The following is a 22515-nucleotide window of genomic DNA, read 5'->3' as shown; positions in this document are numbered from 1 at the left end:
TCAAGCACCTCTATTAGAGCGCGATGACGCGCTGTTCGATGGGATGGTCGGCTTGGAACCGACTGGGAATTTCGACGCCGTCCGGCTGAACCAGCATGGTGTTGATGGTGCGATAGCCGTCGCGCTCGGGGCGGTAAACGCCCGGCTCGTTGGAAAACACCATGCTGGGCGCGACCTCGGTCATGTCGCCGGGAGCGAGCCAAGGCGCCTCATGGCCTTCGACGCCCATGCCGTGACCGATACGATGGCGGATGGCGTCGCCGAGATCGGCGGCCTTGAGGGCATCGAGCGCCGCCTCGTTGACATCCTGGCAGCGGGCGCCGGGCTTGAGCGCGGCGACAGCCGCATCATTGCAGGCGTCCATGGCGATCATGACGCGTCGATGTTCGGCAGTTATTTCGCCAGTGAAGAGCGTGACGCCGCTTTCGGCGTGGTAACCGCCGAGGGTGGCGCCGACGCCGCAGATGATGGTTTCGCCGGCAAGCGGCTGGCGATGGCTGGTGGCGCCATGGGGCAGGGCGCAGCGCGGGCCGGAATGCACCGAGGCGGCGACAGCCAGCTTGGATCCGGCAAAGGCTGCGCCATAGTCGCGCTTGAGGGCGGCCAAGGCAAAGCCGGTGCAATCGGCATGCAGATCGAGCTCGCTGCCGCCTTGGGCGATGATGTTGCCAGCTTCAGCCAGCAGGCGTTCGAGGCAGAGATCGGCATAGCTGGCCGCGATGCGGGTCAGCACCAGTTCTTCCGCGGTCTTGATATAGCGCTGCGGTGCAATCAGGTCTTCGAGGACCAATTCATCGAGCAGGGTATTGAGCGGCGCGATCTGGCGGGCATCCAGCCCATCGATGGCGATGCGATTGGCCTTGGACTGACAGACCATCCAGACCACCGGATGCACCAGCCCGGGAAATTCCTCATAGACGCCAAGCGAGACACCCGGCGTAGGCTGGGCATTTTCCAGCTCCAGCAATGGGATGAAAAGCGTCGGCTCGCCGTCGACCGGCACATAGAGGCCGACGGGGCGCTCGTTGACCGAGAAGTGGAAGCCGCAGGCGTAGAAGACATTGGCCGGCGACAGCAGCAGCACGCCGTCCAACCCGCGCGCCGCTGCAGCCTGGAGCAGGCGATCCCGCACGGCCTGACGGAAGCTCGCGCCGAGTGGCTTGACGGGTTGGACGATCGGCAGGACCAGGGTCACAGGCGATCCTCCCGATAGGGGCCGAGCGCTTCGATGCGGGCAGAAAGGCCTAGTTCGGTACCGAGGGTGACAAGGTCCTTGAGCACGTCGTCGTCTAGCGGCACTCCGGCGGCGGATTTCTTCGCCACGCGGCGGGCTTCCTGTTCGCCGGGAATGAGGATTTCGGAAAAGCCGGGGCGCGTCGCCCGGCTTTTGACCATTTCGGAAAATTCGCCCATCCGCGCCTTGAAGGTCTCGAGCGGCATAAACCACTCGATGTCGATGGCGGTGAGGCTATGGGAGACGTCGAGCCTGGCTTGATCGGCATAGGGCGTAAGGCCAAAACCGCCGCCGGAAATGACGCCGGTTAGCACATCGGTCATGAAGGCGAGGCCATAGCCCTTATATTCGCCGATGGCCAAAAGGGCGCCCTGCATGGCGGCATTGGGGTCGTCGGTCACTTCGCCGGCGGGGGTGAGCGCCCAGTCGGTCGGCATCTTTTTGCCTTCGCGGGCATGCCAGAGCATCATGCCCTTGCCGGCCGTGGTCAGGGCAAAATCCATCACGACGGGAAAGCCGAGACTTGTCGGCGCGGCAATGCCCCAGGGGTTGGTGCCGACCGCGCCTTCGCGACCACCCCATGGCGCCATTTCGGGGCCGGCATTGGTATAAGCAATGCCGATGCAGCCCGCTTCCATGGCCTGGCAGGCATGGACCGCCGACGAGCCATAATGGGTGGAATTGCGCACGATCACCTGGCCGATGCCGCAGACCTTGGATTTTTCCACGGCCAGCTTCATGGCCTTGGCGGCCGCCACAGTGCCGATGCCGTTGTGTGCATCGACGAGGGCGAGGGCAGGGCTCTCCTTGACCACTTCAAAGGGCGCACGAGGATCGACCAGTTTCTGGGCGATCCGCTCCTGATAGCGGCGCAGGCGACGCACGCCCTGGCCGTGGCCGGGGTGGAAGCGTAGCTCGGAAAAGATCAGCGCATCGGCAAAGATGCGAGCGTCGCCGCTCGTCAGACCGAGTGCCTCGAAACCTTCCGACATGAAACGCTCAAGGCTGGGCCTGTCGACATTGGTCAGCGTGATGGCCACTTGCTATGCCTCGAGCTTGAGCAGGGCGGCAATATTGGCGGAGGCTTCGGCATAGGCGCCGAGTTCTCCCTTGGGCGCGGTCATGATCACCGTCATACCGGGGCCATAGCCGGAGCGCGGGCCATCGGTCTGCCCGACAATGCCGATGCTCATGGCGCCGCGCAGGTAACCGTGGTTGTAGCGACTATCGGTATTCTCGATGGCGACCACATCGCCGAGCTTGAGCTGGTCGAGACCGGCCTCTTTCAGCGCAGCCTTGTCGGTCGACTGCATATGCAGGCTGCCGCCTTCGCTGGTAAGGCCTGCACCGGCGCCGACTAGAAAGGCCGGCACGGTGGCGACGACGCCGAACTTGAGCACGCCATCTTCGACCTTGCTGGGCAGGACCTTGAGCAGGTCTGGCGACAGGCCCTTGCAGTTGATCGCCTCATGGCCCGTGATGGAGATGCCGGTGCCGTAGGACTTGACCAGAATCTGGTCGCCAACGGACATTTTCTTGCGGATGTCCTTGGGAAAGTGGACGATCACCTGTTCGGAAAAGCGGCCGGATTTGCCGGTGACGACGCCCTTGGCACCCTGCGCCTGGCCGGTCATGACGGTGGCCGTATTGCCCAGGCAGGCAAAGACGTTGAGGCCGCGGTTCTTCAGGTCATCGGTGCCGCGGATCGAGACGCCGGGATGGATGCAATCGGCGGCCCAGCCGAAGGCGCGGTCGCCAACCGAGATATTGTAGACGATGCCGCCCCAGGCCGGCAGCAGGAAGGGCGTGCCGTCGGCGGCGAGGCGATAGGGCTCGGCCGGCAGGCCGGGAAAGCCGGGATGGGCAATGATGCCGCCGACCGAGACGGCAACGAGATCGGCTTCGTTGAAACTGACGGTCATTTGGCGGCTCCGATACGGAAGTAGTTGGAAATGTTGGCGGTCGGGTCGATGTCGAACTCGATGCCGCCTTCGGCGCAGCTCATCAGCGTCATGATGCCCGGCCCGTGGCCGGTCATGATCGAGTCGCCGTGGATGCAGATGGCGATGGAGACGGCGCCCTCGCGATAGGAGCGGCCGAAATGGTGGTCGGCGTGGCGGATGGCGATGATGTCGCCCAGCCGCATCTGGTCGACACCAAGGTCGGCCATCAGCTGGCGATCGCCGCTCATCAGGTCCTGGTCGACATATTCGGAATTGAGTTCGGCGCCCGAGCCCATGATCTCGATCGGCAGTTCGATGGCGACGGGAAGTTTGAGTGCGCCATTGCCGCTCCGAGTCAGGCGCAGGGCCTGCAACAGCTTGGGGCTGGTCTTCTTGAATTCGACCTGCGGAAACTCATCGAGCGCAATGCCGCGGCCGAGAGCCTCGATCTGGATCTGGTCGCCGATATTGAGCAGCTCGTTGACCTCATCAGGAAAGGCGACGAGCAGGCGGGCATGCTCGCCGGTCACGGTGCCCTTAGCGCCCTTGGCGAGGCCAGACATGACAGTGGCTTCATTGCCGACGCAGCTCAGGTAATGCAGCGCCATGTCCGACTTTTCGTCCGGATGGGCGATGGAAACACCGGGCTCGACATGGTCGCCGGCCCAGCCAAAGGCGCGGTCGCCGACGCTAGCATTATAGGTCACGCCGAACATTCCGGGCAGGATGACACCCTTGCCGTCGGGATAGTGCGTGTAGTGCCCCGGACGCAGCGATGGCGTGCTGACATAGCCGCAAACTGCCATGGCGACGAGGGCGTCGGAATTGGAGGTAAGTCTCCCCAGATCGGTGCTCATTTGTGCGCTTCCACTATTTTCCAACGTCCCGTTTGCATCGCTTGACAACCACCAGATTCCCTGTCCAACATTAGCTCATTAGATTGTCGACAATCTGATAACCGACAAATGTGCACACGGATCGGGCCTCGTCAAGCACCCGATCAACAAAGCGGCAAAAACGGTCGCAAAGAAGAAGAAAGTTAGTCAGGGCAATGAGTTACGCGCAGCTTATGGAGAGTGTGGGTCAGGTGAACGACCTGCTCAACACGCAGTCGATCCTGAGCTGGGATGCTCGCACCATGATGCCTCATGGCGGTCACGAAACGCGTGGCAAGCAGTTGGCCACGCTGTCGGTTTTGACCCGCGACCTGCTGGTTTCCGCGTCGACGCGCAGCCACTTGGACAGAGCCGAGGCGGAAGTTGCCGCCATGCCTGATGAAGCTGTGGAAAAGGTCATGGTCGCCCAAGTGCGTGCTGCCATCGACTATCACCTTGCCATTCCGGCCGAACTGACCCGCAAGCGGGCTGAGCTGGGCGCCAACGGCCATGCCGTCTGGGCCAAGGCGCGAGCCGAAAGCGAATTCAGCCAGTTTGCGCCGATCCTCGAGCAGACCGTGGCGCTCAATCGCGAGATGGCAGAGGCCATTGGCTATGAGGCGCATCCCTATGATGCGCTGATGTATCGCTTCGAGCCCGGCGAAACCGTCGCCAGCCTCACCCCGCTGTTTGCCCGCCTGCGCGAGGCGCTGATCCCGCTGGTCAAGGCGATCGGCGACAAGGAGCAGCCGCGCTTCGATTTCCTTGAGCGCTTCTATCCGATCGACAAGCAGCATGAATTTGCCCTCTCGATGTCGCAGAAGGTCGGCTACGACCTCAATCGCGGGCGGCTGGATACGACGCTGCATCCCTTCGAAGTGTCATTCACCCGCAATGACGTGCGCATCACCACGCGCTTCAATCCAAATTATGTCGCGGCAAGCCTGTTCGGTGCGCTTCACGAGGCTGGTCACGCGCTCTATGAGCAGGGTGTGGACGCAGCCTATACGCGCACGCCTTTCGCTACCGACCTTGTCGGTCTTTATGCCGTGGGCGGCGTCAGTTTTGGCGCCCATGAATCGCAGTCGCGCCTGTGGGAAAACCATGTCGGCCGCAGCCGGGAGTTCTGGGCAGTCAATTTCGCCGAGGCGCAGGCCTTCTATCCCGAGCAGCTGGCCGATGTGACGGCGGAGGAATTCTTCCGGGCGGTCAATCGCTGCAAGCCGGGCCTGATCCGCGTCGAGGCCGATGAACTGACCTATGATTTCCACGTCATGCTGCGCACCGACATCGAGGCGGCACTGATCGACGGTTCGCTCAAGGTCAAGGATCTGCCCGAGGCCTGGAACGCCAAGATCAAGGAATATCTCGGTCTCGACGTGCCCAATGACGCGCTGGGCGTGCTGCAGGACGTGCATTGGTCATCGGGCCAGATCGGCACCTTCTGCAATTACACGATCGGCAATGTGATGGCCGGCCAGCTGTTCGAGACCGCGAAGCAGGATGCGACCATCGCCAGCGGCCTGGCTTCGGGCAATTACGAGCCACTGCGGGCCTACATGGTCGAGAATGTGCATCAGCACGGGCGCCGCTACATGCGCGATGAACTGCTGGTCAAGGCGACGGGCCGCAAGCTCGATCCCGAGCCCTATATTGCCCACCTCACCACCAAATACAGCGAACTTTACAGCCTCTAGGGGAGGAGAGGGTCATGGAAGCTTCAGCACTGCATGCCAATCGTCTGGCCGACCGCGTCAAGCTCAAGGACGCCCATATCATCACCCGCATGGCCGATATCGCCGAGGGGCTGACCGACGTCATCAAGCTGGGTCGCGGCGATCCCGATCTCGATACGCCAGCCCATATCGTCAAGGCCGGCCAGGACGCGCTGGGGCGCGGCGAGACCCATTATGGCCATCCGCTGGGTCTGCCGGCGCTGCGCAAGGCGATTGCCGAGAATATCAAGGCCTATGGCGGCGCCGATTATGCCGTCGACGAGATCGTCGTCACGCCCGGCGGTCAGCATGCCATGTTCGTCATCGCGCTAGCCCTGCTTAATCCGGGCGACGAAATCCTCGTGCCATGCCCGGGCTACAATCCCTATGGTCAGGCTGCTGAACTGGCCGACGCAACAGTCGTCAATATCCGCATGAGCATGGAGACCAATTTCACGCTCACCGCCGATATGGTCAAGGCCGCCATCACGCCGAAGTCCAAGGTGCTGGTGCTGATCAATCCGAACAATCCGACCGGCACGGTGACGGCGCCGGACGAGGTCGAAAAGATCGCCAAGCTGGCGATCGAGCATGACCTGATCGTCATTTCTGACGAAATCTATGCCCGCCTGACCTATGGCAATCAGCGCATCCAGCCGGTGGCCTCGCTGCCCGGCATGAAAGAGCGCACCATCACGCTGTCGGGCTTTTCAAAAGCCTATGCCATGACCGGCTGGCGCATCGGCTATTTTGCCGGGCCGCGCGAATTGATCGTGGCCATGGCCGAGATCAACCACGCCTTTGCCATTTCCGTGGCTTCCGTCAGCCAGCATGCGGCCTTGGCCGCGCTGACCGGGCCGCAGGACTGCGTCGAAGAGATGCGCCTCATCTATGACGAGCGCCGCAAGGCGCTGTGCGCCGGGCTCGACGCCATCGGCATTCCCTATGCCGAGCCGCAGGGCGCCTTTTATGTCTATGCCAATGTCGCCGCCATCGGCCTGCTGGCCAGCCAGTTCTGCGAGCGCGTACTCGCCGAGGGCAAGGTCATGGTCTACCCGGGCACGATCTACGGCGACTACACCGATGATTTCGTCCGCATGTCGCTGACCCAGCCGGTCGAGCGCATCAAAGAGGCGATGAGCCGCATCCAGACCGTTGTCACTACCATTCGAGCCGAGCGCGCCGCGCCCGCAGCCTAAGGAGCAGTCATGTCCGTTTCTACCAATCCAAACGTTCTGTCGATCAAGCACATGGCCTTCGCGGTGAAGGACGCCAAGGGCGCCCTATCGGCCTATTCCAAGTTCCTCGACGTGCCGACCGATACGGCGCTGATCGACTATCCCAAGTCCAAGAACCGCGTCGCGCTCTTTGAACTGGGCGGCATCGAATACCAGCTCTGCCAGTCGCTGGAGGAGGGGGGGCGCTTCGACACCTGGATCAAGCAGCGCAATGCCGAAGGCCTGCACCACATCTGCTACGCCGTCGACAATATCGACAAGGCCCTCGACCACGCCAAGGCGCAGGGCGCCGAGCTGCGCATCTGCCAGGCCTGCGGTGTCTACGGTTCGCATGCCCATCCCGAGGGCTTCGTGGCCTTCCTCGACAATGATGCCGGCGGCATCGAGATCGAGTTCATGCAGGTCTACACGGCCGAAGAGCTCGAGAAGTACAAGGCCGTAAAGGGTATTTGATCGCCATGTCCGAAGCTAAAACCATCACTGTCGGTACTGCCATCGCTGCTCCCGGCACCATTGTTCGCGGCGTCATTCCGGTCACCGAGCTGGCCGGCGGCACCAAGGTCGAAATCCCCCTGGTGATCATCAACGGCGCCAAGCCCGGCCCGGTGTTCTGGGTCGACGGCGCCATCCATGGCGACGAGCCGGAAGGCCCGATGGCCTGCGGAATAGCGCTGAAGGAAGTCGATCCGGCACAGCTGTCGGGCACGCTGGTCATGGTGCCGGTGATGAATGTCATGGCTTTCGAGAATTCCAATCGCGGCAATCCGCTCGATACATTTTCTTTCGACATGAACCGCATCTATCCCGGCAAGGCCAATGGCTATCTCAGCGAACGCGTCGCCTGGGCCCATTCGGAATGGATGAGCAAGGTTGCCGATCTCGAAATCTCGATCCATTCGGGCGGAGCGCATTCCTTCCTCGCCAAGGCCATTTTCGTCGACGAGACCCCCGCTTCGGTCGAACTCGCCATGGCAATGGGCGACGGCTGGGGCTGCATCATGAGTAACTTCCTGCCCAAGGGTTCGCCCATGGCGCAGATGAAGGAAATCGGCAAGACCGGCATCACGGTCGAGCTGGGCGGCCGTTCGGCGACCTCGCCTGAAAAGTTCGCCGAGGTCTCGCGACACCTGGCGGACTCGATCATCAACATCCTGCGCCATTACAAGATGTATCCGGGGCAGGCGACCTATCCGACCGATGCCACCAAGGGCCAGCAGGAGGCGCTGCTCGCCCCGGTATCGGGCATTTTCGTGCCGACACCGGGTGTCGATTTCCTCAAGCCGATGAAGAAGGGCGATAGCCTGGCAAAGATTGTCAACATCTTCGGCGACGAGCTGGCGCATCTGGTGGCGCCGGCTGACGGCATGTTCTTCGGTCTCCGCGCCTTGCCCAATGTCAACACCGGCGACTGGTGCTGCTTCTTCAACAAGGTAGAGGGGCCGCGTGCCTGGACGCCGTAAGAGGTCTGGCACAGGGGACATGCAGATGCGCGACTTCGTTGGCTACGCAGATCGACCGCCGACCATACGCTGGCCCCACAATGCCGGCGTCGCGATCAACTTCGTGCTCAACTACGAAGAGGGTTCGGAATATTCGATCGGCAATGGTGACGGGCGTTCCGAGACCGCGCTGATCGAGGTCAATGCGGCCCGCGTCCCGGCGGGAAGCCGCGATCTGGCCTCCGAGAGCATGTATGAATATGGCTCGCGGGTCGGCTTCTGGCGCATTGCTAGGCTATTCCAGGAGCGGCAATTGCCGCTGACGGTGTTTGCGGCGGCACTGGCGCTTGAGCACAATGGTGAAGTGGCCAAGGCGATCGCCCAGACCGACTGGGATATCGTGGCGCATGGCTATCGCTGGGTGGAACACTACCACCTGGATGAAGCAACCGAGCGTGAGCATATCGCCAAGGCCTATACGAGCATCGAGCAAAGCGTCGGCCGTGCGCCACAAGGCTGGTACTGCCGCTATAGCCCCAGCGAACATACCCGCCGGCTCGTGGTGGAACATGGCGGCTATGGCTATGACAGCGACGCCTATAATGACGAAGTGCCATATTGGACCGAAGTCGGCGGCAAGCCGCATCTGGTGGTGCCCTATTCGCTGGTCACCAATGACGCCAAGCTTCTGGCCGGTGGTGGCATCGAGAACGGTCAGGACTATGCGCAGTTCCTGATCGACAGCTTCGACGTGCTGCGCGCTGAGGGGCAGACCACGCCACGCATGATGTCGATCGGCCTGCATCCACGGGTCATTGGCCATCCGGGGCGTATCGCCGGACTGGTCAAATTTCTCGACCACATCGCCAACAAACCGGACGTCTGGGTGGCGCGGCGCGCCGACATCGCTGCACACTGGAAAAGCGTCATGCCATCGTCGCTTGGGGAGCGGGCATGACCCATCAGCTGCGGATCCGGCAGGACATTTCGGACGAGACCTTCGCGCCCTTTGGCACGCTGATCACTCGGCCTGCGGAAGCCGGGCAGCGCCAGTTCTATTCCGACTGGCTCGGATCCGCGTCGAGCGGACTGGCGCCGGTTTTTCACGTCAATCGGATCGAACCGGTGAGGCTGCCGGGTCGCTTGGACAAGCTCGAAAAACATCCGCATGCCGCCCAGGCCTTCGTGCCGCTCGATGTGTCCCGCTACCTTGTGACGGTGGCGCCGTCGCTGGCTTCCGGACAGCCGGACCTCAGCGCGGTGGCGGTCTTCGAACTGCCCTCCACGCTAGGCGTGATCTATGGCCGCAACGTCTGGCATGGCGGAGCGAGCGTGCTCGATCGAACCGGCTCCTTCGCCGTCCTGATGTGGCGCGGTGCAGCGGATGACGATGTTTTCCTGCCGATACCCGCCATCGAAATTTTGCCGTCGGACGACTTCCGGATCGACACCATCGCCTCTGGACAGGGACATTGAGATGATCACCGATCAGGCCGCAACAGAGATTGCCCGCATCGAAAACGTGCCGCTCCGCGTCACGGTGGCCGACATCCTGCGTCAGGCTATCGTCAACGGCAGCATGAAGCCCGGCACACCGATCATCGAAATGGCGCTGGCCGAGCAGTTGAATGTGTCCCGCGCGCCGGTGCGTGAGGCCATTCAGATCCTGGAAGCCGACGGGCTGATCGAAAGTGAGCCCTACAAGGGCAAGCGCGTCAAACCGCTGACGCAGAAGGAAGTGGAAGAACTCTACAGCCTGCGCGAGCAGTTCGAAGCCTTTGCCATTCGCCGCATCGTCGAGCGCAAGGTCGATGTCGCCGAACTCCGGCTGCATACCGCGTCGATGTTCGAGGCAGCCGAGCGCAAGGATTTTGCCGCACTGATGAGGTCGGACGAGGCCTTCCACCGTTGCCTGATCCTGTTGGCCGACCATCAGCTGATGCTGGGCATGTGGGACAATCTCTACCTGCGCATCCGCCAGATCATGGCCCTGCGCAACATGTCCAATCGCGACCTCAGCCAGGTCGCCCGCAATCATCCGCCCATCGTTGATGCCATCGAGAAGGGCGACATGATCCTGGCTATCTCGCTGATTTCCGATCACACGCGGTCGGCCTCCCAGATCAGCCCGGAAGAACTGGGGATCACATCTTGAGCCGTCGCGTCCTCATCACTGGAGCCGGTGGTTTCGTCGGATCGCATCTGGCGACAGGTTTTGCCAAGCTGGGCGATCACGTCACGGCATTCGATCGCCAGTTCGACGCGCCGACGGCAGCGCGGCTCGAGGGCATCGCGATGATCGAGGCCTCGCTGGATAGCGAAAGCCTTGGCGCACTCGGACCGTTCGACCTGGTGATCCATGGCGCAGCGCTGACCTCGACCGCTGAGGACCTTGGCATAAGCGGCACGACCCATGTCCGCAGCAATCTGCTGCCCCTATTGGATTGCCTGGAATTTGCCCAACAGGCCGGCGCAAGTCAGTTCGTCTTCATCTCCTCGTCCGGCGTGTTCGACAATACCGACAGCGACGATGTGCTGCTCGAGACCACCGTGCCGACGAGCCTGGCACCCTATGCCGTGGCCAAGCGCGCTAGTGAAATCATCGTGCAAGGTGCGGCCAGCGAGCATTTCACGGCCTTTTCCATCCGCCTGGGGCCAGTCTTCGGGCCCTACGAGGCGAGCCGGGACAGCCGCAAGACTGTGTCCATGGTGCGACGCTGGCTTGATACTGCGCGGGCAGGGGAGCCGATCGTGGTCACATCCCCCGCGACGGTCCGCGACTGGACCTTTGCACCGGACCTGGCGCCGGCGCTCAATGCCGTGCTGCGCGACCGGGTGGCGCCGCCGGCCATACTGCATTTCTCCTCACCCGAGCTGACTAGCGAAGCCGGCCTCGCGCAGGCCATCGCGGCATTGGTGCCCGGCACGCGTGTAGAGGTCGAGACGGCCGGCGCATCCCGGCGCCTGCCGATGGCCAGCATGCGTCGTGACATGGCCTGCCTCTACCCCTGGACCTCGCTGGCCAGCGGTCTGTCCCACATCATTGCGACAGAGGCCCAGCCATGACCGAGCCGCTCCGCATCATCATTGTTGGGCTTGGCGCCCGTGCCCAGTTCTGGCTGCGTGTCATCAATGCCAATCCCGATTGCCGGATCGTCGGCCTGGTCGACCCTTCCGAGGCCGCGCGCGAGCGGGCCCTGGCGCAGTGCCCGGGTGCGGTTGCCGCGGCCGATGTGGATCTGCTGTCGCAGGTTCCGGCCGATTTCGTGCTTTTGGCCACGCCGCCCGGCGGACGCGAGCGACAGATGGAGGCCGCCTGCAAAGCCAGGCTGCCGATCCTGGCCGAAAAGCCGCTGGCCGACAGTGTCGAGCTCGCCGCGCACTATGTGGAAATGGCCGAAGAGGCCGGCGTGCCACTGATGGTGGGCCTCAATTTCCGCTTCCTGCCGGTGACGCAGAAGACCATCAGCCTGTTCGAGACCGATGTGGGCAAGCCCGAGTTCGCCCGCTTCACCTACGAGCGCTGGCGCGATGGCAGGCTGGCGCGGCTCAACAAATATCCGCTGACCATGGACCAGCCTATGCTGTGGGAGCAGTCGATCCACCACTTCGACCTGCTGCGCTATGTCTACAAGTCCGAGCCGGTGCAGGTCTTTGCCAAGACCTTCAATCCGAGCTGGTCGATGTATGCCGACGACGCCAATGTCAGCGCCCTGTTCACAATGGCCAATGGCGTGATCGTCAACTACCAGGGCACCTGGCAGTCCAACTGGCAACAGCCGGGCTTTGAATGGCGCACCGAGTGCGCCGACGGCGTGGTGCTGCAGAAGGACCAGTTCGGCGACCTGCATTTCGCCCGCCAGCAGGACGAGGCCCTGACCGCCGTCGAACTGCCGGCCTACGAGCAATGGATCAACGACGCGATCGCGCTGCTCGCGGCCTTCGTCGCCACGCTGCGCGGTACCGCGCCACTGCTCTGTTCGGGGCGCGACCACCTCAAATCTCTTCGCATGGTCCAGGCCTGCATCATTTCCCAGCAGCAGGGCAGTGCGATCAACCCATCCGATCTCGAGACCAGCGCGGAGCGCGGGATTGGCCAGACTTTTACCTCCGCTCACCAGCAAAGGACGTCACTATGAAGACCATGAGACACCTGCTCATGGCGGGCACCGTAGCGCTCGTCGCGCCGATGGTTCCCACCTATGCAGCGCCGCCGGATAACACCATTGTCGTGGGCCTCTCTGCAGATGCCTCGACCTTCGACCCTGCCCAGATTTCGTCGCGCGACAATTCCAATATCGCCCGGCACATTTTCCGCACGCTCTACGAGCCGCTGCCGACCGGCGAGATCGTGCCCGATGTCGCCACCGCCTATTCGGTGTCCGACGATGGCCTCGAATATACCTATACCATCCCGACGGGCCTGACCTGCGAAGATGGCGAGGCGCTGACTGCCGAAGACGTGGCCTATTCCTTCACCCGCTCCGCCGATCCCGCCCTGGCCTTCACCGGCAATACGCCCGGCTATATCTTCACCTCGATCGACTTCAAGGGCGCTGAAGCTATCAGCGATACCGAAGCCAAGATCACTATCGGCCGCAAGAACCCCATCGCCTTCACGCTGATGACCGAAGTGATGATCCACTGCAAGGACAGCTACGAGAAGATGACGGTCGAAGAAGCGGCCGAGCATCCGGTTGGTTCGGGCGCCTATAAGCTCGTCACCTGGGATCGTGCCTCCCAAGTCGTGCTGGAAAAGTACCGTGAGCCCGGCACGTTCGACAATCTGATCTACCGTATCATCCCGGAAGCATCCACCCGCTCGGCCGAGCTGATCGCCGGCAATGTCGACATCATCACCAATGTGGCCCCCGACCAGCTCGAGGCGATCAACTCGTCGGGTACCGCCGAAGTGCAGTCCGTGCAGGGCACGCGCCGCATCTATGTCGGTTTCAACCTGCGTGAAGATTTCGCTGCCGGTAGCGAGGGTGGTGCCGCCATCCAGAAGACCGACGTGCGCAAGGCCATGCAATATGCCATCGACGTTCCTGCGATCTGCTCGCAGCTGCTGAACTTCGACTGCGAACGCGCCACCGGCCTGGTCAATCCACCCAATGGCAATCCCGATCTGGTGCCCTATGCCTATGATCCCGACAAGGCCGAGGCGATGCTCGACGAAGCCGGCTATCCACGTGGCGAAAATGGTGTGCGTTTCACCATCAAGCTGCAGGGTCCGCGCGGCCGCTACCTGAACGATGCCAACGTCGTTCAGGCTATCGGTCAGTACCTCACCGACGTCGGCATCGAAACCGAAGTGGACCTGATGGAATTCGCTTCCGTCTACGTGCCGCTGATCCGTGCCCATGACGCCGGCCCGCTGTTCTTCCTCGGCACCGGCGGTAACCTGTCCGAACCACTGATCGACATGACCGACCTGGCCACCGTCGAGTCTGGCACCAACTACACTTCTTGGGCCAACCCCGACTGGTTCGACGGCTGGGCAGAGATTGCCGAAGCCGCCACGCCTGAGGCGCAGCGCCCGATCATCAACCGCATGCTGGACGTGTTCTACAACGATCCGCCGTGGCTGATGCTCTACTTCCAGCCTGACTTCTACGGCGTTTCTGAACGCATCACCTGGGAGGCTCGCCGCGACGAACGCGTCTACCTGTGGGACGCAGCACTGGCCAAGTAAGCCAGCCGGACACGCGGTTTAGCCGCGTGTCCGGGAATGTGACGTGCATGGTTTGCGGTTGGGAAGCCTCGAACGGAAAGACGGTGCTGCTGTAAGCCCGGCAGCGAGACTTAGGGCCGGACTGGAACCCATCTCCAGTCCCATTTCTGCGAAGGCGCGTCGGGCAAAGGTCCGGCGCATCTGAACCGCCGGTAGTCCGGCTAAGAAGCCAAGATTTCGCAATTGAGCATTCTTCAGGGAAAACGAAATGAAGCCCCTCAAATCTCTCCTGCTGGCCGGTGCCGCGCTATTGGCGCTGCCCGTCCTTGCCCAGGCCGCACCGCCGGACAATACCGTCGTCGTCGGCCTCAGCGCTGAACCGTCTACCTTCGACCCGGCCCAGATTTCCAGCCGAGACAACGCCAATATCGCCAAGCATATCTTCGCGACGCTGTTCACTGTGACCTACGAGGGCGAAGTTCAGCCCTACCTGGTCGACACGACCGAAGTCAGCGACGATGGCCTGGCCTATACCTTTGGCATCAAGCCCGACCTGACCTGCGACGACGGCGAGCCGTTGACCGCCGAAGACGTGGCTTATTCGTTCAACCGGCCGGCCGACAAGTCATTGGCCTTTACCGGCAACACGCCAGGCTTCGTCTATACCACGCTGGGCTTCAAGTCCGCCGAGGTGGTCGACGACCTGCATGTCAAGATCAACATCTCGGCCCGCACCACTCTGGCGCTGGGCATGATGAGCCAAGTGTATATCCACTGCAAAGACAGCTACGAGAAGATGACGGTGGAAGAGGCTGCCGCCAATCCGATCGGCTCCGGCTCTTACAAGCTGGCTTCCTGGGATCGCGGTTCGCAGGTCGTGCTGGAAAAGGTCAAGGATCCAGGCAATTTCCAGACCATCATCTGGCGCGTCATTCCTGAAGCTTCGACCCGTACGGCCGAGCTGATCGCCGGCAATGTCGATATCATCACCAATGTGTCGCCCGATCAGGTTGGCGCCATCGACAGCTCCGGTACTGCCACTGTTTCGGCCGTCAGCGGTACCCGCCGCATCCAGATCGGCTTCAATATGACCGACGCCATGGCTGGTCAGCCCGGCGCGGAGGAGATCAAGGATCCCAAGGTCCGCTTTGCCCTGCAATATGCCGTCGACGTGCCCGGCATCTGCACCCAGCTGCTTGGCATGGCCTGCGACCGCGCCACCAGCTTGGTCAATCCGCCCAATGGCAATCCTGACCTTGTCCCGGTTCCCTATGATCCGGACATGGCCGAAACCTTGCTCGACGAAGCCGGCTATCCACGCGGCGAAGACGGCGTTCGTTTCAAGATCAAGCTGCAGGGTCCGCGCGGCCGTTACCTCAACGATGCCAATGTCATCCAGGCCATTGGCCAGTATCTGACCGATGTCGGTGTCGAAACCGAAGTCGAGTTGATGGAATGGGCATCGGTCTACCAGCCGCTGCTGCGCACCAAGGAAGCTGGTCCGCTGTTCTTCCTCGGCGCTGGCGGCGTCACCTGGAACCCGCTCTATGACATGAGCCTGTTCGCGACGCCTGAAGCCGCCACCAACTATGCCGGCTGGACCGACGAGCGCTGGTTCGACGACTACAAGCTGGCCTTGGCCGCACCGACGGTCGAGGAAGCCCGCCCGGTCATTAACCGCATGCTCAAGCTCTTTTACGACGAGGGCCCGTGGCTGCAGCTCTACTTCCAGCCCGACTTCTACGGTGTTTCCAGTCGCCTCGACTGGACGCCGCGTCGTGACGAGGAAATCGAGCTGTTCAACGCCAGCCTCAAGTAGCACCGCCTGATCGATGCGCGGCATGTCCGCCGCGCATCGCCCCTCTTTCGATGATTGGACCTTGCGAACATGTGGACCTTCATTATCCGTCGACTGATTCAAAGTCTGATCGTCGTCCTGGGTGTCACCCTCATTACCTTCGTTGCGCTGCAGATGAGCGGCGATCCGACCTATCTCTATGTCTCGGAACGCGCCACCGAGGCCGAAATCCAGCAGACGCGCGTTGCGCTGGGCTTTGACCGGCCGTTGCACGAGCAATATCTGAAATTTCTCGGCAATCTGGCGCAGGGCGATTTCGGCAACTCGCTATCCTACAAGCGCCCGGCGCTGGAGGCGGTGCTCGAGGCCCTGCCGGCCACCATCGAGCTGACCCTGTTTTCGATGATCATGGCGATCGGGCTGGCCATCCCGCTCGGGGTGTTTGCCGCGCTGTATCGCGGTACCTCGGTCGACGGTTCGATTATGACCATGGGCATGCTGGGCCAGTCGATCCCCAGCTTCTGGCTGGGTATCATGATGATCATGTTCTTCGGGCTGCAGCTGCGCTGGTTCCCGATCTCGGGCCATGTGCCCTTCATCATGCCGTTGATCCAAGGCAATGTGGTGCAAGCCTTCAGCCAGCTGCCGCAGGCGCTCTACTATTTGATCATGCCCAGCGTCGCGGTCGGCTTCTACTCGCTGTCGCGCAATGCGCGCCTCGTGCGCTCGTCCATGCTCGAAGTGCTGGGCCAGGACTATGTGCGGACGGCCCGGTCCAAGGGGATTCCCGAATGGGCCGTGGTGATCCGCCATGCCCTGCGCAATGCCTGGTTGCCTGTGGTTACGCTGATCGGCCTCGAATTCGGCTTCCTGCTCGGCGGTGTCGTGGTGGTGGAGATGGTGTTCTCCTGGCCCGGTATCGGCCGCCTGGTGTTCAACGCCATCAACCAGCGCGACATTCCCGTGGTGCAGGCCTCGGTCGTCATCTTGGCGCTGGTCTTTATCTCGCTCAATCTCATCGTCGATCTGATCTACGCCAAGATCGATCCGCGCGTGAAACTCTAGGAGCCGCACCATGGCCGTCGATACCGTAACTGCCGCCCGTCCTGCAGCACCTCCCTTGTCCAACCGCCGCAAGGAGTTTCGCCGCGCCTGGCGCAGCCTCGTCGCTGCCAAGTGGCCGCTGGTCGCGCTGTTCATCCTGCTCGGCGTGTTGTTTGCCGCAATCTTCGGGCCGGCCATCGCGCCGCTCGATCCGAACCGGCAGAACATCATGCTGCGCCTGGCCGATCCGCTGACCGCGGGCGGGCGCAACAATGCCATGTTCTATCTGGGCACCGACGGGCTCGGCCGCGATGTGCTGTCGCGCCTGCTCTATGGCGCCCGTATCTCGCTGATGGTTGGCGTCTTCGCCATCATGGTCGGCGGCACGATCGGCGTCGTCGCCGGGCTGGTGGCCGGCTATTTCGGCGGCTGGATCGACGACGTCATCATGCGCCTTGGCGACATCCAGCTGGCCTTTCCCTTCATCCTGCTGGCCATCATGTTCCTGGTGATCCTGGGGCCGGGCGTCTTCAACATCATCCTGGTGCTCGGGGTTGGGCAGTGGGTGACCTATGCGCGAATCGTGCGCGCGCAGACGCTCTCCCTGCGCGAAAAGGAATATGTCGAGGCGGCACGCGCCTTGGGCGACAGCACCTTCTCGGTGATCTTCCGCACCATCCTGCCCAATATCATGGCGCCGCTCACCGTCATCGCTTCGTTCAACGTGGCCAGCGTCATCCTGTCAGAAGCCTCGCTGTCCTTTCTAGGCCTGGGCGTTCCGCCCAATGTGCCGACCTGGGGCGCCATGTTGGCCGACAGCCGCGACCAGCTGATGGCCAACAAGTGGTGGCTGGCCGTGTTCCCGGGCCTGGCCATCGTCTGCACGGTTCTCTCGTTCAATATCCTCGGCGACTGGCTGCGCGATTTCCTCGATCCGCGCCTCAAGACGGTCGGCTGATCCAACAAGGTAAGAAAAAATGAAAGTCGGAATCATCGGCGCAAGTTTTGCGCGTGACGCCTATCTGCCTGCGCTCAAGCATGTGCCGGGTGCCGAGGTCGTTGCGATCGCCTCGGGTCGGCTCGAAAGCGCCCAGTCGGCCGCAACGGCTTTTGGCGTGCCTAATGCCTATGCCGACTGGCGGACAATGCTGGACAGTCATCGGTTCGACCTGGTGCTCATCGCCACGCCGACAGTCACCCATGCCCCGATGACGCTGGCGGCGCTGGAGCAGGGCGCCCATGTGGTCTGCGAAAAGCCGACGGCGATGGATGCGGCCGAGGCGCGCGCCATGCTCGACAAGGCGGAGGGCCTCGGCCGGCTGCATATGCTGGACCATGAAATGCGGTTCAATCCCAACCGCGCTAAAGTGGCCGAGATGATCGCAGAGGGCGACCTCGGCGAGATCCGCCACGTCAATATCGCCAATATCGGCGCCTCCTGGGCCAATCCCGCCTCGCGTCCCAAGGGCGACTGGTGGTCATTGGCCGAGCAGGGCGGCGGTCGCCTCGGCGCCAATGGCAGCCATCAGGTGGACATGATCCGCTGGTGGCTCGGTCCGGTCGCTTCGGTGGTCGGGGAAGCGCTCACCGTGATCCCCAATCGCCTGGACAAGGTGACCAACGAGCCCTGGACGGCGACGGCGGATGACGTCTCCTATTTCACCATGGCCATGAATAGCGGCGCCCGCGTCCAGGTGTTCATGAGTGGCGTTGCCGCCAATAATATCGGCAATCTGACGCAGGTCTTCGGCTCCAAGGGCACCATCCTGCTCGACAATGGCGACGAAAAGCTCCTCTACGCCAAGGCGGGCGGCAGCTTCGTGGATATCACCGTCGACGATCCCAATGCCCGCCTGCCGGGCGTCAACAAGGGCATCTGGAATGTCTCGGTTGTCGCGGCCCTGCAGGAAATGTCGGCGGCGATCGCCGAGGGGCGGTCGCTCCGGCGTGGCGCCACCTTCCATGACGGTCTGGCCAATCAGCTGGTGCTCGATGCCGTAAAGCAGTCCACCAAGAGCCGGGCCTGGGTCGACCTGCCGGCGGAAACCGGCAAATGAACCTTGGCGAACAGCGCATTGTCGTCACCGGCGCGGCGCAAGGTCTCGGCGCCGCCATTGCCCGCCGCTACGCCGCGTCCGGGGCAAAGCTTGTCCTGATGGACTACAATGCCGAAGGCCTGCAGCAGGTTGTTGCGGCCTGCGACGGACGCGCCGAAGGTATCGCTGTAGACCTGTCCGATGCGACGGCAACCCAGCAGGCCATTGACCGGGCGCTGGCCATCACCGGACCGGTGACCACGCTGGTGCACAATGCGGCGATCCTGATCGAAAAGCCCTTCGTTGATGAGGATTTTGCCAGCTTCTTCAAGACGGTAAACGTCGGTCTTCAGGCCGGTTATCAGCTGGCCCATGCCGTCTGGCCGGGCATGGTAGCCAATGGCGGCGGCGCCATGATCTTCGTTTCGTCTCGCTCGGGCATCCAGGGCTTTGCCAATGAGACGGCCTATTGCGCGGCCAAGCATGCGCTGGAAGGCTTTTCGCAATCGCTGGCGGCGGAAGGTGCGGCCGTGGGTATCCAATCCAATACCATCACGCCCGGCATGTATATGCAGACCCCGATGTCGGAGCGGAACTATTCCGCCGAGCTCAAGACCAAATGGGTCGATCCGATGATGCTGACCTCGGCCTTTGTTGCCCTTGCCGAGCGACGTCATCCCGACCTCAACGGTCAGCGCCTCAACGCCTGGGACATGTCCCAGGCCATAGACACTGCAGCCTGAGAGGCACTGATGGCATTCACCGTTCTGCAATTGGGTGCCGGTACGCGCGGTCGCATGTGGGGCAAGGTCGTTAAGATGTCCGACTGTGTCATCACTGGTGCCGTCGTCGATCCCAGCCAGGCATCGCTTGACCTCTATGCGGCTGAGAACCCCGAAACACCGGCTTTTACCAACGTGGAAGCGGCCTTGGCCGCCGGGTTTTACGATGCCGTCATCCTGGTAACACCACCGGATGGCCATCTCGCCCAGATGCGCCGCCTGTTCGACGCCGGCCTGCCTATTATGGCCGAGAAGCCTCTAGCCACCACCCTGGCCGATGCGGCTGCCATCGTCGACATGGCCGATGCATCGGGCCTGCCGATGAGCGTCGGCCTCAACTTCCGTTACCTGCCGGTCAACCAGACCATGCGCCAGTGGCTCACCGGCGAACGGTTGGGGCAGGTAGGCTTCGGGCAGTTTAACTATCGCACCAACCGCAATGGCAAACGTCCGGGCATCAACCGCTATCCTCTCGAAATGGAGCATCCGATGATGCTCGAGCAGACCATCCACCACCTGGATCTGATCCGTTTCGTGCATGGCCGTGAGGTAGAGACCATTGCCTGCCGGGAATGGAACCCGCCGTGGAGCATGTATGCCCACGATGCCAATGTGAACTGCCTGCTCGGTCTCGAAGGCGGCGTCGAGGTCAATTACCACGGCACATGGTCGGGCGGCTGGAACGTCTATAATTTTGAATGGCGCGTCGATTGCGCCGAGGGCATCCTGGTGCAGCGGAAGCTCCATTCAGACCTTGCCTATGCTCGCAGCGCCGATCCTGAACTGATCCCGGTCGAAACTGCCGAAGCTGCGCCCTATTACGACGATAGCGTGGCCTTGCTGGCCGAGTTCATCACCGCCGTCCGGAATGGCAGGCCACCACCCTGTGATGGTCGCGATCACCTGCGTTCGCTCAGCCTGTGCTTTGCCGGCATAGAGAGCAGCCAGACCGGCGCAGCGGTGACCATGGCCGATTTCTACGAGCGCAATGGTCTGGCGCGCCTTTTGAGCTAGCACACCTGCGTGCAGTCTCCCTTGACAGCATCAATCTGCCATCATCACTATCGCACTACGTTAGACATGCTAATTGTATTACAAGATTAGCGTTGCTCGGCGATGGATGACTTCTCGTGGAATGGCAAAAGGGGACGAAAATGCTCAAGAGGATAAGCGCTTGCGCGCTGCTACTGGCGGCCAGTTGCTGGCCGGCTTTCGCTCAGGCCGATGCAGGAACGCTGGTGATTGCCCAATCGGTCGATGTTGAATCGCTCGAGCCGGACATGCTCAACCAGGCGACATCGATCAATGTCGCCAGCCATCTCTGGGGTACGCTGCTCAGCGTTACGCCGCAGGGTGAAATCGTGCCAAACTTCGCCGAAAGCTATGCGTGGAATGACGAAGGCACGGAAATCTCGTTCAAGATCCGCGACGGCCTGATGTGCGAAGATGGCGAGACACTCGATGCCGAGGACGTCGTCTATTCCTTCACCCGCGCCGCCGACCCGGCCAACAAGTTCATCGGCCATACGCCCGGCTTCGTCTATTCATCGATCGGCTTTGTCGGCGCCCGCGTCGAAGAGGGCAATACGGCGGTAATGCAGCTCAAAGGCTATTCCTCGACCGTACCCGGCATGGCCGCCAAGATTTTCATTCACTGCAAGGACAGCTACGAAAAGCTGACCGTCGAAGAAGCTGCGGTCGCGCCCGTCGCCTCGGGTCCCTACAAGCTGGTCGAATGGGTTCGCGCCGACCGCGTGGTTCTGGAGAAGAACCCGAACTGGACCCTCGGTGAAGTGCCTTTCGACAAGGTGATTTTCCGCGTCGTTCCGGAATCCAGTACCCGGACCGCTGAACTCATCGCCGGCAATGTCGATATCGCCACCAATATTCCGCCCGACCAGGCCGACGCCATCGACAGCACCGGCTATGCGACGGTGAAGTCGGTCGCCGGCACGCGCCGCATGTTCGTCGGCTTCAATTTCTCCGGCGCCTTCGATGGCACCCCGGGTGGCGATGCCATCAAGAATGTCGAGGTGCGCCGCGCCCTTAACATGGCTGTCGACGTGCCAACCATCTGCCAGCAGCTACTCGGCACCGAATGCGTCCGCGCCAATGGTCCTGCGAACTTGGGCGATCCCAGCATCGAGCCCTATCCCTACGATCCCGATGCGGCTGAAGCCGCGCTCGACGCCGCCGGCTTCCCGCGCGATGCCAATGGCGTTCGCTTCACCCTCGACATGCAGGGACCGCAGGGCCGGTACCTCAATGACAGTGCAGTGCAGCAGGCCATCGCCCAGTATCTGAGCGATATCGGCGTCGAAACCACCAATGACCTGATGGAAATGACCCTGTTCTCGCCGCTGGCGCGCGAACATAAGGCCGGTCCTCTGTTCTTCATCGGGCAGGGCGGCGCCACCTGGAGCGCCATCTATGACATGTCGCTATTCCCATCGCGCGATGTGCCGGTCAATAACGGCATGTGGTTCAACCAGGAATGGCAGACCCGCTGGGACAGCCTGTCGGGCATCCGCGATCCCGAGGCGGAACGTGTCGTGGTCGACGAGATGCTCAAGATTTTCCACGACGATGCGCCGTGGATTTTCCTCTACTTCCAGCCCGACTTCTATGGTGTTTCGAGCCGTATCGAATGGGAGCCGCGTCGTGACGAAGCGATCGAGGCCTGGACCGCGAAGCTCAAGTAACTCACGACCAGCCTTAGGCAGGGCAAATGAAAGGG

Annotated in this window: 21 protein-coding genes; 17 read left to right on the top strand and 4 right to left on the bottom strand. The window is 62.1% G+C overall.

The window, feature by feature from the left end:
- Positions 1 to 13: 13 nt before the first annotated feature.
- From BM045_RS14605 to BM045_RS14590, 4 genes are read right to left on the bottom strand one after another with little or no spacing between them, the layout of a single operon-like run.
- Positions 14 to 1195 carry a M24 family metallopeptidase gene (locus tag BM045_RS14605; protein WP_092184506.1) on the bottom strand — a complete coding sequence of 394 codons (1182 nt, stop codon included), beginning with the start codon at positions 1193 to 1195 and terminating at the stop codon, positions 14 to 16.
- Positions 1192 to 2274 carry an Ldh family oxidoreductase gene (locus tag BM045_RS14600; protein ID WP_092184504.1) on the bottom strand — a complete coding sequence of 361 codons (1083 nt, stop codon included), beginning with the start codon at positions 2272 to 2274 and terminating at the stop codon, positions 1192 to 1194. The genes BM045_RS14605 and BM045_RS14600 overlap by 4 nt, the downstream gene beginning before the upstream one ends.
- A gap of 3 nt (positions 2275 to 2277) precedes the next feature.
- A complete protein-coding gene (locus BM045_RS14595) occupies positions 2278 to 3156 on the bottom strand; it encodes a DUF4438 domain-containing protein (protein WP_092184502.1) in 879 nt (292 codons plus the stop codon).
- On the bottom strand, positions 3153 to 4034 hold the full coding sequence (locus BM045_RS14590) for a DUF4438 domain-containing protein (RefSeq protein ID WP_092184500.1): 882 nt from the start codon (positions 4032 to 4034) through the stop codon (positions 3153 to 3155). Before BM045_RS14590 ends, BM045_RS14595 begins: the two co-directional genes overlap by 4 nt.
- A gap of 194 nt (positions 4035 to 4228) precedes the next feature.
- On the opposite strand from BM045_RS14590, the gene BM045_RS14585 reads away from it, so the two are divergent.
- The 17 genes from BM045_RS14585 to BM045_RS14505 all read left to right on the top strand — a co-directional run bounded on the left by BM045_RS14585 (position 4229) and on the right by BM045_RS14505 (position 22480).
- Positions 4229 to 5749: a carboxypeptidase M32 gene (locus tag BM045_RS14585; RefSeq protein WP_280139472.1), complete on the top strand. Its 1521-nt coding sequence runs from the start codon at positions 4229 to 4231 to the stop codon at positions 5747 to 5749.
- Between the two features lie 14 nt (positions 5750 to 5763).
- Positions 5764 to 6966 (top strand): pyridoxal phosphate-dependent aminotransferase, encoded by a 1203-nt coding sequence (locus BM045_RS14580; RefSeq protein WP_092184496.1) that lies wholly within the window; start codon positions 5764 to 5766, stop codon positions 6964 to 6966.
- Between the two features lie 9 nt (positions 6967 to 6975).
- A complete protein-coding gene (locus tag BM045_RS14575) occupies positions 6976 to 7458 on the top strand; it encodes a VOC family protein (RefSeq protein ID WP_092184494.1) in 483 nt (160 codons plus the stop codon).
- A gap of 5 nt (positions 7459 to 7463) precedes the next feature.
- Positions 7464 to 8465 (top strand): succinylglutamate desuccinylase/aspartoacylase family protein, encoded by a 1002-nt coding sequence (locus BM045_RS14570; protein ID WP_092184492.1) that lies wholly within the window; start codon positions 7464 to 7466, stop codon positions 8463 to 8465.
- A 25-nt stretch (positions 8466 to 8490) separates the two neighbouring features.
- Positions 8491 to 9402 (top strand): polysaccharide deacetylase family protein, encoded by a 912-nt coding sequence (locus BM045_RS14565; RefSeq protein ID WP_210185027.1) that lies wholly within the window; start codon positions 8491 to 8493, stop codon positions 9400 to 9402.
- Positions 9399 to 9920 (top strand): ureidoglycolate lyase, encoded by a 522-nt coding sequence (locus BM045_RS14560; protein WP_092184488.1) that lies wholly within the window; start codon positions 9399 to 9401, stop codon positions 9918 to 9920. Before BM045_RS14565 ends, BM045_RS14560 begins: the two co-directional genes overlap by 4 nt.
- Position 9921: 1 nt before the next feature.
- The gene (locus tag BM045_RS14555; RefSeq protein WP_092184486.1) at positions 9922 to 10599 is read left to right on the top strand and encodes a GntR family transcriptional regulator; all 678 of its coding nucleotides are present in this window, start codon (positions 9922 to 9924) and stop codon (positions 10597 to 10599) included.
- The gene (locus tag BM045_RS14550; RefSeq protein ID WP_170848523.1) at positions 10596 to 11510 is read left to right on the top strand and encodes an NAD-dependent epimerase/dehydratase family protein; all 915 of its coding nucleotides are present in this window, start codon (positions 10596 to 10598) and stop codon (positions 11508 to 11510) included. The genes BM045_RS14555 and BM045_RS14550 overlap by 4 nt, the downstream gene beginning before the upstream one ends.
- Complete coding sequence (locus tag BM045_RS14545; RefSeq protein WP_092184482.1) at positions 11507 to 12583, top strand: Gfo/Idh/MocA family protein; 1077 nt, start codon at positions 11507 to 11509, stop codon at positions 12581 to 12583. The genes BM045_RS14550 and BM045_RS14545 overlap by 4 nt, the downstream gene beginning before the upstream one ends.
- Positions 12580 to 14139, top strand: coding sequence for an ABC transporter substrate-binding protein (locus BM045_RS14540; protein WP_244523011.1), 1560 nt, complete (start codon positions 12580 to 12582; stop codon positions 14137 to 14139). The genes BM045_RS14545 and BM045_RS14540 overlap by 4 nt, the downstream gene beginning before the upstream one ends.
- 247 nt (positions 14140 to 14386) lie before the next feature.
- On the top strand, positions 14387 to 15937 hold the full coding sequence (locus BM045_RS14535; protein ID WP_092184480.1) for an ABC transporter substrate-binding protein: 1551 nt from the start codon (positions 14387 to 14389) through the stop codon (positions 15935 to 15937).
- A gap of 69 nt (positions 15938 to 16006) precedes the next feature.
- Complete coding sequence (locus tag BM045_RS14530; RefSeq protein WP_092184478.1) at positions 16007 to 16981, top strand: ABC transporter permease; 975 nt, start codon at positions 16007 to 16009, stop codon at positions 16979 to 16981.
- A 10-nt stretch (positions 16982 to 16991) separates the two neighbouring features.
- Positions 16992 to 17918, top strand: coding sequence for an ABC transporter permease (locus tag BM045_RS14525; RefSeq protein ID WP_092184476.1), 927 nt, complete (start codon positions 16992 to 16994; stop codon positions 17916 to 17918).
- A gap of 19 nt (positions 17919 to 17937) precedes the next feature.
- Positions 17938 to 19017, top strand: a complete 1080-nt coding sequence (locus BM045_RS14520) for a Gfo/Idh/MocA family protein (protein ID WP_092184474.1) — start codon at positions 17938 to 17940, stop codon at positions 19015 to 19017.
- Positions 19014 to 19739 carry an SDR family NAD(P)-dependent oxidoreductase gene (locus BM045_RS14515; RefSeq protein WP_092184472.1) on the top strand — a complete coding sequence of 242 codons (726 nt, stop codon included), beginning with the start codon at positions 19014 to 19016 and terminating at the stop codon, positions 19737 to 19739. The genes BM045_RS14520 and BM045_RS14515 overlap by 4 nt, the downstream gene beginning before the upstream one ends.
- A gap of 9 nt (positions 19740 to 19748) precedes the next feature.
- Positions 19749 to 20792 carry a Gfo/Idh/MocA family protein gene (locus BM045_RS14510; RefSeq protein WP_092184470.1) on the top strand — a complete coding sequence of 348 codons (1044 nt, stop codon included), beginning with the start codon at positions 19749 to 19751 and terminating at the stop codon, positions 20790 to 20792.
- A 140-nt stretch (positions 20793 to 20932) separates the two neighbouring features.
- A complete protein-coding gene (locus BM045_RS14505) occupies positions 20933 to 22480 on the top strand; it encodes an ABC transporter substrate-binding protein (protein WP_092184468.1) in 1548 nt (515 codons plus the stop codon).
- The last annotated feature ends 35 nt before the right edge of the window (positions 22481 to 22515 follow it).

It is taken from the genome of Devosia sp. YR412 (assembly GCF_900110945.1).
Taxonomy (GTDB): Bacteria; Pseudomonadota; Alphaproteobacteria; order Rhizobiales; family Devosiaceae; genus Devosia.
The sequence above is the reverse complement of the archived record's forward strand: the minus strand, read 5'-3'. Positions and strand labels throughout refer to the sequence as shown.

What these genes read in the sequence shown, in the direction of transcription:
- BM045_RS14540 (WP_244523011.1), top strand. Translation starts at nt 12,580, where the DNA reads ATGAAGACCATGAGACACCTGCTCATGGCGGGCACCGTAGCGCTCGTC.
- BM045_RS14510 (WP_092184470.1), top strand. Translation starts at nt 19,749, where the DNA reads ATGGCATTCACCGTTCTGCAATTGGGTGCCGGTACGCGCGGTCGCATG.
- BM045_RS14560 (WP_092184488.1), top strand. Translation starts at nt 9,399, where the DNA reads ATGACCCATCAGCTGCGGATCCGGCAGGACATTTCGGACGAGACCTTC.
- BM045_RS14555 (WP_092184486.1), top strand. Translation starts at nt 9,922, where the DNA reads ATGATCACCGATCAGGCCGCAACAGAGATTGCCCGCATCGAAAACGTG.
- BM045_RS14585 (WP_280139472.1), top strand. Translation starts at nt 4,229, where the DNA reads ATGAGTTACGCGCAGCTTATGGAGAGTGTGGGTCAGGTGAACGACCTG.
- BM045_RS14595 (WP_092184502.1), bottom strand. Translation starts at nt 3,156, where the DNA reads ATGACCGTCAGTTTCAACGAAGCCGATCTCGTTGCCGTCTCGGTCGGC.
- BM045_RS14505 (WP_092184468.1), top strand. Translation starts at nt 20,933, where the DNA reads ATGCTCAAGAGGATAAGCGCTTGCGCGCTGCTACTGGCGGCCAGTTGC.
- BM045_RS14590 (WP_092184500.1), bottom strand. Translation starts at nt 4,034, where the DNA reads ATGAGCACCGATCTGGGGAGACTTACCTCCAATTCCGACGCCCTCGTC.
- BM045_RS14535 (WP_092184480.1), top strand. Translation starts at nt 14,387, where the DNA reads ATGAAGCCCCTCAAATCTCTCCTGCTGGCCGGTGCCGCGCTATTGGCG.
- BM045_RS14570 (WP_092184492.1), top strand. Translation starts at nt 7,464, where the DNA reads ATGTCCGAAGCTAAAACCATCACTGTCGGTACTGCCATCGCTGCTCCC.
- BM045_RS14575 (WP_092184494.1), top strand. Translation starts at nt 6,976, where the DNA reads ATGTCCGTTTCTACCAATCCAAACGTTCTGTCGATCAAGCACATGGCC.
- BM045_RS14565 (WP_210185027.1), top strand. Translation starts at nt 8,491, where the DNA reads ATGCGCGACTTCGTTGGCTACGCAGATCGACCGCCGACCATACGCTGG.
- BM045_RS14580 (WP_092184496.1), top strand. Translation starts at nt 5,764, where the DNA reads ATGGAAGCTTCAGCACTGCATGCCAATCGTCTGGCCGACCGCGTCAAG.
- BM045_RS14530 (WP_092184478.1), top strand. Translation starts at nt 16,007, where the DNA reads ATGTGGACCTTCATTATCCGTCGACTGATTCAAAGTCTGATCGTCGTC.
- BM045_RS14525 (WP_092184476.1), top strand. Translation starts at nt 16,992, where the DNA reads ATGGCCGTCGATACCGTAACTGCCGCCCGTCCTGCAGCACCTCCCTTG.
- BM045_RS14545 (WP_092184482.1), top strand. Translation starts at nt 11,507, where the DNA reads ATGACCGAGCCGCTCCGCATCATCATTGTTGGGCTTGGCGCCCGTGCC.
- BM045_RS14515 (WP_092184472.1), top strand. Translation starts at nt 19,014, where the DNA reads ATGAACCTTGGCGAACAGCGCATTGTCGTCACCGGCGCGGCGCAAGGT.
- BM045_RS14520 (WP_092184474.1), top strand. Translation starts at nt 17,938, where the DNA reads ATGAAAGTCGGAATCATCGGCGCAAGTTTTGCGCGTGACGCCTATCTG.